The sequence below is a fragment of the Rhodococcus sp. 7Tela_A2 genome (assembly GCF_049311045.1).
In the GTDB taxonomy this organism is placed as follows: domain Bacteria; phylum Actinomycetota; class Actinomycetes; order Mycobacteriales; family Mycobacteriaceae; genus Rhodococcus.
The window spans coordinates 1-10408 of the sequence record NZ_JAXION010000136.1 but is presented as its reverse complement, the minus strand read 5'-3'; the positions used below and the strand labels follow the sequence as shown (position 1 = coordinate 10408).

The window sequence follows — 10408 nt, the reverse complement described above, 5'->3', positions numbered from 1 at the left end:
GGGGGCCCGGCGCGGCCCCGGGGGGTGCCCCGGCCGCCGCGGCGCCGGTCAGGGCCGCGCCCGGCGCCGGCGACGCCGAGTAGATCGATGGCGCAGCGACACGAATTCAGCACCCGGTCCAGCAGACGGATCTACACCGGCGCCATCGTGTCGCTGCGCGTCGACGAGGTGGTCATGCCCGGCGGGCAGACCGCCGAACGGGAAGTCGTCGAGCACCACGGCGCCGTGGCCGTGGTGGCCGTCGACGCCCACGACCGGGTGCTGCTCGTCCATCAATACCGCCATCCGCTCGGCCGGCGGCTGTGGGAGCTACCCGCCGGCCTGCTCGACGCCCCCGGTGAGGACCCCCTCGATACGGCACGCCGCGAACTCGCCGAAGAGACCGGACTTGCCGCCGCCGAATGGGAAGTCCTCGTCGACATCGCGCTGTCGCCCGGATTCACCGACGAGGCGGTCCGTGTCTTCGCCGCACGCGGTCTCACCTCGGTCGACCGCCCCGACCCTGTCCACGAAGAGGCGGACCTCGAGGTGGAATTCGTCCCTCTCGACGAGGCCGTCGCGATGGCGTTGCGCGGAGAGATCGTCAATGCCACGGCGGTCTTGGGCATCCTGGCGTTCGCCGCCACTCGCGCCACCGGGGGAGCGTTCCTCCGCGCCCCGGACGCGGCATGGCCGGACCGGCCGACCGCGTTCGCCCGCACTCGCGCCGAACAGTGAGAACCTAGAGGGCGTGCTCGCACGACACCTCGACGCCTATCTCGATCACCTCACCGTCGAACGCGGTGCTGCCCGCAACACGATCACGGCCTACCGGCGGGACCTGACCCGATACCTCGACTACCTCGCGGAGCGCGGGGTCGGTGAGCTCGCCGATGTCGAGGAACAGCACATCGCCGATTTCGGGGTCGCGCTCCGCCGCGGCGACCCCGAAGCCAGCCGTCCTGCGCTCGCTGCCGGTTCGGTAGCCCGCGCACTGATCGCGGTTCGCGGCCTCCACCGGTTCGCCGCCGCGGAAGGCCACACCCCGGTGGACGTCGCGCGGTCCGTCACCCCACCGAGCCAGGGCAGGCGACTGCCGAAGTCGCTCACCGTCGACCAGGTCACCGCGCTCCTCGACGCCGTCGGAGGGGAAGCGGACGGCGCGCGCGGCCTGCGTGACCGTGCGCTGCTCGAAGTGCTGTACTCCACCGGAGCGCGGATCTCCGAAGCCGTAGGGCTCGACATCGACGACATCGACACCGAGTCGCGTGCCGTGCTGCTGCGAGGCAAGGGAGGAAAACAGCGCCTCGTTCCCGTCGGGCGACCCGCACTCGCCGCGCTCGACGCCTATCTCGTACGGGGCAGACCCGCCCTCGCCGGCGGACACACGCCCGCGCTGTTCCTCAACGCGCGCGGCGGCCGGCTCTCCCGGCAGAGCGCCTGGACGGTGCTGCGAGCCGCCGCGGACCGAGCCGGAATCGACTCGAATGTCTCCCCTCACACCCTGCGCCACTCCTTCGCGACGCATCTCCTCGACGGCGGCGCCGACGTACGGGTGGTACAGGAGTTACTGGGGCATGCTTCTGTGACGACCACTCAGATATACACGCTGGTCACAGTGGGTGCGCTGCGCGAGGTGTGGGCCGGCGCGCATCCGCGCGCGAGATGAGTTACACCGCGTAGCGGCGCGTGTCCGTGCGGTAAACGGGGGCACGAGGCGGTAGCGTTCGTGTAACGGAACGGCCGCCGGACCATGGCTCCGGTGACAGACAGACTCCGGTGAGACAGAGACCGGGTCGCCAGACAGGGGGAGTACCGAACGTGGGCACACCTCAGCCACCCGCCACGGAAACTACACAGACCCGGACACCCGCATGGGCGCTCGCGGCCACCGGATCGCGGGACGCGGAGTCCGCGCCGCCGGTCGCCGATGTCGAACTCGGACCTACGGGACGGCCGCGCCGGTCGATACCCGAACCTTCCCCGCTCTCGTCCCACGGTCCCGCGAAGATCATCGCGATGTGCAACCAGAAGGGCGGGGTCGGCAAGACCACCTCGACCATCAACCTCGGCGCATCGCTCGCCGAATGCGGGCGCCGCGTGCTCCTCGTCGATCTCGACCCCCAAGGCGCGCTGTCGGCCGGTCTCGGTGTCGCCCACCACGACCTCGACATGACGGTCCACAACGTTCTCGTCGACCCGCGGGTCACCGCCGACGACGTCCTCGTTCACACACGTGTCGAGAACCTCGATCTTTTGCCCAGCAACATCGACCTGTCGGCCGCCGAGATCCAACTCGTCTCCGAAGTCGGACGCGAACAGGCACTCGGACGCGCGCTCTACCCTCTGCTCGACCGCTACGACTACATACTCGTCGATTGCCAGCCCTCGCTCGGGCTTCTCACCGTCAACGCGCTGGCCTGCGCCGACTCGGTGCTCATCCCGATGGAATGCGAATTCTTCAGTCTCCGCGGGCTCGCGCTGCTCAACGACACGGTCGCCAAGGTCCGGGACCGGCTCAACCCGAAACTGACGGTGGCGGGGATTCTAGTGACCATGTACGACTCGCGCACCCTGCACGGCCGCGAAGTGATGTCGCGCGTCGTCGAGGTGTTCGGAGATCTGGTCTACGACGCTGTCATCAACCGCACCGTGAAATTCCCCGAGACCAGCGTCGCGGGCGAACCGATCACGCGGTGGGCTCCTACCTCCGCCGGCGCGGAGGCCTATCGGGGCCTGGCGCGAGAAGTGATCCACCGGACCGGCCGCTGACCCGTGTACACCGCCACCCCGGACACGGCTCCTCCGAAAGCCACTCGTCCGGACACCGTCGACCGGAATCTCACGCCGGGCGCCCCGGAAATCCCGTCTGCCCCGGACACAGCGGCGATCGCAGAGACCTCGGCGCCGGTTGCCGCGGAGCCGGACAGGCCAGCCGGTTTCCACCTGAGCCTCCGCAACTTCGAAGGCCCCTTCGATCTGCTGCTCAGCCTGATCTCCCAACGCCGCCTCGACGTGACCGAAGTAGCGCTCCATGAGGTCACCGACGAATTCATCTCCTACACCCGCCGGCTCGGTCCCGAGATGGGTCTCGATCAGACCACGGAGTTTCTCGTCGTCGCGGCGACCCTGCTCGATCTCAAAGCGGCGCGGCTGCTTCCGTCCGGCGACGTCGACGATCCCGAAGACCTCGCCCTCCTCGAAGCCCGCGACCTGCTGTTCGCGCGGCTCCTTCAGTACCGGGCCTACAAACTCGTCGCCGAGCAGTTCGCCGCTCTCGAAAGTGCCGCTCTGCGCCGCTACCCGCGCGCGGTCTCCCTCGAAGAATGCTTCGAGAACATGGTGCCCGACGTCGTCCTCGGCGTCGACGCCCAGCGCTTCGCGGAGATCGCGGCTGCCGCGTTCCGGCCCAAGCCGGTTCCCACGGTCGGTCTCGACCACCTGCACGTGCCGACCGTGTCGGTACCCGAGCAAGCGGCCCTGATTCTCGCTGTCCTGGAACAACGCGGCGCCGGGGTCTGGGTAGGGTTCGACGAACTGATTTCCGAGTGCGAGCACGGACTCCAGATCGTCGCCCGGTTCCTTGCGCTGCTCGAGCTCTACCGGGAACGTGCCGTCACGTTCGAACAACCCGACCCGTTGGGCCCGTTGCAGGTGGCGTGGACCGGGGAGAACGACGACGACGCCATCGACTTCGAGGAGGACTACGGATGAGCCAGGACCACGTCGCGGATGCCGCCGGTACCGCCGACGAGCGGGCCTGGGACGCGGAACTGCTCGAGATGGCCGACGACGAACTCGTCGCAGCGCTCGAAGCGTTGCTGCTCGTGGTCGACACCCCGGCACCCACCGAACAACTCGCCGCCGCCATCGGAGTCACCACCGAACGTGCGGAGACCGCACTGCGCGGCCTCGCGCAGAGTCTCACCGCGCGCGGCTCCGGCATCGACCTGCGGATCGCGGGGGACGGCTGGCGCTTCTACACACGCCGCGACTTCGCACCGTACGTCGAGAAACTGCTGCAGGGCGGCGCACGCACGAAGCTCACCCGCGCGGCCCTGGAAACGCTGGCCGTCGTCGCATACCGGCAGCCGGTGACCCGTAGACGGGTCAGTGCGGTGCGCGGCGTCAATGTCGACGGCGTGATGCGCACCCTGCTCGCCCGGGATCTCATCGCCGAGGCGGGGACGGATCGCGAGACCGGCGGCACGCTCTACGTCACGACGGATCTGTTCCTGGAACGGCTCGGGCTGGCGTCGCTGCAGGATCTTCCGCCCGTCGGACCCCTACTTCCGGACGTCGATGTGATCGATGACATCTCTGAGAGTCTCGAGTCGGACCCACGATTTGAGAGAATGGGAAAGAACGCGCGTCCCGAGACACTCTCGCCCGCGGAGTTCGATCCAGAGAATTGACAGGAATCAAGTGAATACACCCGCTCGCCGTGATGGCACACCGGACCGCAATCGTAGTAACCCCCGCGCCGCGAAGGCTCAGAATCCTCGCGCTCAGCGCTCCGACAATCGGACGGACGCTCGTCCCGATCGTCGCACCGACTCCCGCCCCGACCGCCGTACCGAGGGTCGTTCGGATTTCCGTACCGATCGTCGTACGGAGGGTCGTCCTGATCGCCGTACCGAGGGTCGTTCGGATTTCCGTACCGATCGTCGTACGGAGGGTCGTCCTGATCGTCGTACCGAGGGTCGTTCGGATTTCCGGACGGATCGTCGTACGGAGGGTCGTCCTGATCGTCGTACCGAAGGTCGTTCGGACCACCGTTCGGACCACCGTCCCGATCGACGTACGGAGGGTCGTTCGGACCACCGTCCCGATCGTCGTACGGAGGGTCGTTCGGATTTCCGGACGGATCGTCGTACGGAAGGCCGTCCCGATCGCCGCACCGAGGGTCGTTCGGATCACCGGACCGACCGTCGTACCGAAGGCCGTCCCGAGTACCGGACCGATGCCCGTCCCGATCGTCGTACGGACTCTCGTCCCGATCGCCGGGCTGAGGGACGTACGGACTCTCGTCCCGATCGCCGCACCGACGCTCGCCCGGATCGACGGGCAGAAACCTCGACGCCGGACGCCGGGAAGAAGCCCCACCGCAAGGGCGCCACGCTGAACAAGCGCGGCCGCCCGGCCGCGCCGAAACCGGCGGCCAAGCGGCCCGTGCCCAACCCGACGATCAGCAATGCGAAGCCCGCGCGACACCAGCACAGCGATGCCGGTCCCACCCAGCTTCCCGCAGGTGAGGGAGTGCGCCTGCAGAAGGTGCTCGCCCAGGCCGGTGTCGCCTCACGCCGCGCCGCCGAAGAACTCATCGATGCCGGTCGCGTCGAGGTCGACGGCAAGATCGTGGTCGAACAGGGCCTCCGCGTCGACCCGGAGAACACGGTCATCCGCGTGGACGGAACGCGCGTGGTCGTGAAGAAGGACCTCGTGCATCTCGTGCTCAACAAGCCGCGCGGATGGCAGTCCACGATGTCCGACGATCTCGGCCGCCCCTGCGTCGGCGACATCGTCTCCGAACGCATCGCTGCCGGCCAGCGACTCTTCCACGTGGGCCGGCTCGACGCGGACACCGAAGGTCTGCTGCTGCTCACCAACGACGGTGAGCTCGCCCACCGGCTCATGCACCCGTCGTTCGAGGTCACCAAGACGTACCTGGCGACCGTCAAGGGCGAGTTGCCGCGCGGCGTCGGCAAGAAGCTCAAGGAAGGCATCGAGCTGGACGACGGCCCCGCCTCGGTGGACCAGTTCGCACTGCTCGAAGTCTTCAACGGCCAGTCCCGCGTGCGTCTCGAATTGCACGAGGGCCGCAAGCACATCGTCCGCCGCCTGCTCGACGCGGTGGGTCACCCGGTGATCCGCCTGGTGCGCACCAACATCGGTGCGGTCGCGCTCGGCGACCAGCGGCCCGGCACTCTCCGTGTGCTCGGACGCAAGGAAGTCGGCGGACTGTACGAGGCGGTCGGCCTGTGACCGGCTCCGCCCCGCTCGCCGGGGAGGGCCCGCTGATCGTCGCGATGGACGGCCCGTCCGGGACCGGGAAATCCACCGTGTCCAAGCGCCTGGCGAAGCACCTGAAGGCGGCATACCTCGACACCGGGGCCATGTACCGGATCGCGACCCTGCACGCGCTGCGTCGCGGCACCGATCTGACGGACCCGGCCGCCATCGCGGCGGTCACCGCAGGTCTGCCCTGGTCCATCGGCACCGATCCGGCAGTCGAGGACATCCGCCTCGACGGTGAGGACGTCCGCGAGGTCATCCGCAGCGGGGAGGTCACCGCTGCGGTGTCCGCAGTCTCCGCAGTGCCCGAGGTGCGCACGCTCCTCGTCGAGGCACAGCGGCGACTCGGACGCGCCGCGGGCCGTGTCGTCGTCGAGGGACGTGACATCGGCACCGTCGTGTTCCCCGACTCGGACGTGAAGATCTATCTCACCGCCTCTCCGGAGGCCCGCGCCCACCGGCGCAACAACCAGAACATCGCCCAAGGACGCGGCGACGACTACGAGGCTGTGCTCGCGGCGGTACAACGCCGCGACCACCTCGACTCCACCCGCGCGGTCTCACCGCTGCGCGCGGCGGACGACGCGGTCGTCGTGGACACCAGCGATATGAACATCGACGAGGTGGTTGCCGCGCTGGTCGCGGTGGTCACCGAGCAGACGGGAGCGACGCTGTGAGCGACGACGTCACCACAGAATTCGCCGGAGACGGCACATGGTCGGAAGAAACCGACTGGGATATCGACCTCACCGACGGTGACGCCTTCGAAGAGTTCGTGCCGGTTCCGACCGTCGCGGTCGTCGGCCGACCCAACGTCGGCAAATCGACTCTGGTCAACCGCATCATCGGTCGTCGCGAGGCGGTCGTCGAGGATGTGCCCGGAGTCACCCGCGACCGCGTCTCGTACGAGGCGACGTGGGCAGGGCGCCGATTCATGGTGCAGGACACCGGCGGCTGGGAGCCCGACGCCAAGGGCATGATGCAGTCCGTGGCGCAGCAGGCCGAGGTCGCGATGCGTACCGCCGACGCGATTCTCGTCGTCGTGGACGCGACGGTCGGTGCGACCAACGTCGACGAGGCTGTCGCGAAGGTGCTGCGGCGCTCGAAGACCCCGGTGCTGCTCGTCGCGAACAAGGTCGACGACGACCGCGTCGAAGCCGAAGCCGCCGCCCTGTGGTCGCTCGGCCTCGGTCAGCCCTATTCGGTGTCCGCCACCCACGGACGCGGCACGGGCGACCTGCTCGACGACCTGCTCGAGAAACTGCCCGCGACGCCGCGCGAAGGCACCGGCGGGGGAGGACCTCGTCGCGTCGCACTGGTCGGTAAGCCGAACGTCGGCAAGTCGAGCCTGCTCAACAAGCTCGCCGGCGACGAGCGTTCGGTGGTGCACGCCGGGGGGGGGCCCCGGCGCCCCCCCCGCCCCCCCCCCCCCCCGCGCCCCGGCCGACGCCCTCGGCGAGCTCGGGGGCAAGCCGTGGCGATTCGTGGACACGGCGGGGCTGCGCAAGCGGGTCACGCATGCGTCGGGCGCCGAGTTCTACGCGTCGCTGCGGACGCGCGCGGCGATCGAGGCCGCGGAGGTCGCGGTGCTGCTGATCGACGCGTCCCAGCCCATCACCGAGCAGGATCAGCGTGTCATCACGATGGTCGTGGAATCGGGCCGGGCGCTCGTGATCGCCTTCAACAAGTGGGATCTCGTCGACGAGGACCGTCGCTACGAACTCGGCCGCGAGATCGAGCGCGACCTGTCGCGGGTGCCGTGGGCGGCGCGCGTCAACATCTCCGCCAAGACCGGCCGCTCGGTGCAGCGTCTCGTCCCGGCCATGGAGACGGCGCTCGAGTCGTGGGACAAGCGCATCTCCACCGGACGTCTCAACAATTGGCTCAAGGAGATCGTGGCCGCGACGCCTCCGCCGATGCGCGGTGGCCGGTTGCCGCGTGTGATGTTCGCGACGCAGGCCGCGACGCGCCCGCCGACCTTCGTGTTGTTCACCACCGGATTCCTCGAGGCCGGTTACCGCCGGTTCATCGAACGGAAGCTGCGTGAGGAGTTCAACTTCGACGGCAGCCCGGTTCGTGTCTCGGTTCGCGTCCGGGAGAAGCGTGACCGTCGCAAGTGAGCGGTCCGCGCCCATGACCCCGTGACGGTCACAGTGCCCTGACCAGGCGATTAGCGTTTCCCGCCGTCCCTGTTGTAATCTCAACGAGCGTTCGAGAGAGCGCGGGACGGGCTGTGGCGCAGCTTGGTAGCGCACTTGACTGGGGGTCAAGTGGTCGCAGGTTCAAATCCTGTCAGCCCGACCGAGGAACAGCATGTCAGAGGCGGTTTCGGAGAAATCCGAGACCGCCTCTACTGCGTTCGAGCCCTGATTCAGCGCGGATCGCTGCCGAGTGGCGCATAGTCCTCGAACGGGTCTCGTGGAGCTACGAGAGCCCATTTCCGGCGCAACTACGTCAGTGTCCAGCGCGAAGCCAGAGCATCGCAGATGGTGCGTTGCTGAGATTCGTTCTGGTGGTGCGCGAGGAGTCCTTCGATGGTGAAAATTCCGATCATCACTTCGGCGTCCACGGTGGGGGCGGCGACTCCGGCCTTCTCGAGCTCGTAGCGGAACAGACTTCCGGTGATCGCATGGAAATTCTGATGCCATTCGGCGACGGCCGGAGAGTGCTCGACGCGGGCGTGCACCGTCGTCACCAGGTGACTCATGTCCGTGAGTTGTCCGACCACCCAAAGCAACCGGGTGGCAATGGGTTCGGCGGCGACGTCCTGGTAGCGCGGCCACACGTCGGCCATGACCGCTGTGAGAACTGCGATCAAGACGTCGTCCTTGTTTCCGAAGTACCAGTAGATAGTGTTCGGGGCCACCTCGGCTTCCTTGGCGAGTCGGCTCATCGACGTGGCGTCGTAGCCATCCTCGACGAACAGCCGCCGGGCGGCCGCCACGATTTCTGCGCGCTTCTCGTCGGCGGGTTGCGGGCGCTTGTTGCGTGCCATGGCGTGGTTCCCCTCGGGCGGTCCAGGTGCCATTCCTCGATGCCGTTCACGGCGCTGCTACTTTGTGTTGAATGTCATTCAAGATACTCGCCGGGGGAGCACCGTGACTCACCCATACAGCTACGTCCGACACGACGTGACATTCCTGTCCGATGGGACCCCCTGCGCCGCATGGCTGTATCGGCCCGATGGCGTCGAGAATCCGCCCGTCGTCGTGCTGGCGCACGGCTTCGCCGCGTTCCGCGAACTGCGACTGGACGCCTACGCTGCACGGTTCGCCCAAGCCGGATACGCCGCGCTGGTGTTCGACTATCGCCACTGGGGGGCCAGCGGAGGACAACCCCGCCGCATCCTCGACATCGGTCGGCAGCACGCCGACTGGCGTGCCGCCATCGCCTACGCCCGCAGTCTGCCCAACGTCGACACGACGCGCATCGTCGGGTGGGGATCCTCATTCGGCGGTGGACACGTCTTGGACCTGGCCGCCCGGGATCACGCGCTTGCTGCCGCGATCGTGCAGGTGCCCCACGTGACCGGCCCAGCCTCGGCGTTCGCGCAAGCCCCCACACTCCTCGCCCGCCTTGTCGTGGCGGCCGTGCGCGATCAGGTAGGGGCGTGGCTGGGCCGCCCGCCCCATCGGGTCAAGTCCATCGGCATACCCGGCGACCTCGCGATGATGACCTCCCCCGGTGCCTACGCCCTGGTCGAGCGAATGGCCGGTGACCAGTTCGAGAAACTACTGGCCGAGAATGATGTGGCTGCTCGTATCGCGCTCCGAGTCCCGTTCTACTCACCGGGGAGGAAGGCAGCCGACATCACTGCTCCGACGCTGGTTCAGCTCGCCACGCAGGACGACGTCACCCCGTATGCGAAGGCTCGGAAGATCGCGGGGCGCATCCCGCGGGGTGAAGTGCGGTCCTATGACTGCACGCACTTCGAACCCTATCTGGAGCCGCACTTCGAGCAGATCGTGACCGATCAGATCGCTTTCCTGGATCGCCATGTCAGAGGCGCTCGGTGACGACACCGTCGACAACGGCCTTGCCCTTCCCTCGAACCGGAGGGGCTTCACGCTGACGAAGTCCCGCGCCGCCGTACCGCTCCCGGGGTTGTCCCCGTCGCCCGCTTGAACGCACGCGCGAATGCAGCCTCGGATTCGTATCCCGATCGCGCGGCGAGTTCGGACACCGTCGCGCCCCTGTGCAACGCCACGGCCGCTGTTTCCATCCGCCACCGGGCGACGTACCGCATGGGCGGCTCCCCGACGAGTTCGGTGAACCTCGCAGCGAACGCAGATCGTGACATCGATGCCTCGCGAGCCAGCCCGGCGACACTCCACGGTCCCTCCGGAGCGCGGTGTACCGCCGCGAGCGCGCGGCCCACCTGCGGGTCCTGCAGCGCCCCCCCCCCCCCCGCCCC

The 10408-nt window shown here is 68.3% G+C and carries 9 protein-coding genes, 1 tRNA gene and 2 pseudogenes; 10 read left to right on the top strand and 2 right to left on the bottom strand.

Translation table 11 applies throughout. The features are described 5' to 3' along the window. The first annotated feature begins 87 nt into the window (after window positions 1-87). From TVH25_RS18930 to TVH25_RS18890, 9 genes and pseudogenes are all read left to right on the top strand, one after another. The gene (locus TVH25_RS18930; RefSeq protein WP_422425194.1) at window positions 88-717 is read left to right on the top strand and encodes an NUDIX domain-containing protein; all 630 of its coding nucleotides are present in this window, start codon (window positions 88-90) and stop codon (window positions 715-717) included. A gap of 13 nt (window positions 718-730) precedes the next feature. Continuing rightward, window positions 731-1648 (top strand): site-specific tyrosine recombinase XerD, encoded by a 918-nt coding sequence (xerD, locus tag TVH25_RS18925; protein ID WP_296550977.1) that lies wholly within the window; start codon window positions 731-733, stop codon window positions 1646-1648. Window positions 1649-1800: 152 nt separating this feature from the next. Beyond that, the gene (locus tag TVH25_RS18920; protein ID WP_422425192.1) at window positions 1801-2751 is read left to right on the top strand and encodes a ParA family protein; all 951 of its coding nucleotides are present in this window, start codon (window positions 1801-1803) and stop codon (window positions 2749-2751) included. 117 nt (window positions 2752-2868) lie between these two features. After that, a complete protein-coding gene (locus TVH25_RS18915) occupies window positions 2869-3693 on the top strand; it encodes a segregation and condensation protein A (RefSeq protein ID WP_422425196.1) in 825 nt (274 codons plus the stop codon). Next, entirely contained in the window at window positions 3690-4394 is a 705-nt protein-coding gene (gene scpB / locus TVH25_RS18910; RefSeq protein ID WP_422425190.1) for an SMC-Scp complex subunit ScpB, read from the top strand. Before TVH25_RS18915 ends, scpB begins: the two co-directional genes overlap by 4 nt. 541 nt (window positions 4395-4935) lie before the next feature. Continuing rightward, window positions 4936-5964: pseudogene (locus tag TVH25_RS18905) on the top strand (pseudouridine synthase); the annotation flags it as partial. Between the two features lie 44 nt (window positions 5965-6008). Further along, entirely contained in the window at window positions 6009-6671 is a 663-nt protein-coding gene (gene cmk, locus TVH25_RS18900; protein ID WP_169622385.1) for a (d)CMP kinase, read from the top strand. Further along, window positions 6668-8114, top strand: a pseudogene (gene der, locus TVH25_RS18895) (ribosome biogenesis GTPase Der). Before cmk ends, der begins: the two are co-directional and overlap by 4 nt. 107 nt (window positions 8115-8221) lie before the next feature. Continuing rightward, window positions 8222-8295: transfer RNA gene (locus TVH25_RS18890), tRNA-Pro, on the top strand. Between the two features lie 148 nt (window positions 8296-8443). Here the strand turns inward: TVH25_RS18890 and TVH25_RS18885 are convergent. Further along, window positions 8444-8989, bottom strand: coding sequence for a TetR/AcrR family transcriptional regulator (locus TVH25_RS18885; protein WP_422425188.1), 546 nt, complete (start codon window positions 8987-8989; stop codon window positions 8444-8446). 103 nt (window positions 8990-9092) lie between these two features. Here TVH25_RS18885 and TVH25_RS18880 point away from each other — a divergent pair, with 103 nt between their 5' ends. After that, window positions 9093-10010, top strand: coding sequence for an alpha/beta hydrolase (locus TVH25_RS18880; RefSeq protein ID WP_422425187.1), 918 nt, complete (start codon window positions 9093-9095; stop codon window positions 10008-10010). Window positions 10011-10057: 47 nt separating this feature from the next. On the opposite strand, the gene TVH25_RS18875 is transcribed toward TVH25_RS18880, so the two are convergent. Next, window positions 10058-10408: helix-turn-helix transcriptional regulator (locus TVH25_RS18875; protein ID WP_422425185.1), on the bottom strand; the 351-nt coding region annotated here is incomplete at its 5' end.

Excerpts from the sequence above, each read along its gene's own strand:
- TVH25_RS18885 (WP_422425188.1), bottom strand. The coding sequence starts at position 8,989 with ATGGCACGCAACAAGCGCCCGCAACCCGCCGACGAGAAGCGCGCAGAA.
- cmk (WP_169622385.1), top strand. The coding sequence starts at position 6,009 with ATGGACGGCCCGTCCGGGACCGGGAAATCCACCGTGTCCAAGCGCCTG.
- scpB (WP_422425190.1), top strand. The coding sequence starts at position 3,690 with ATGAGCCAGGACCACGTCGCGGATGCCGCCGGTACCGCCGACGAGCGG.
- TVH25_RS18930 (WP_422425194.1), top strand. The coding sequence starts at position 88 with ATGGCGCAGCGACACGAATTCAGCACCCGGTCCAGCAGACGGATCTAC.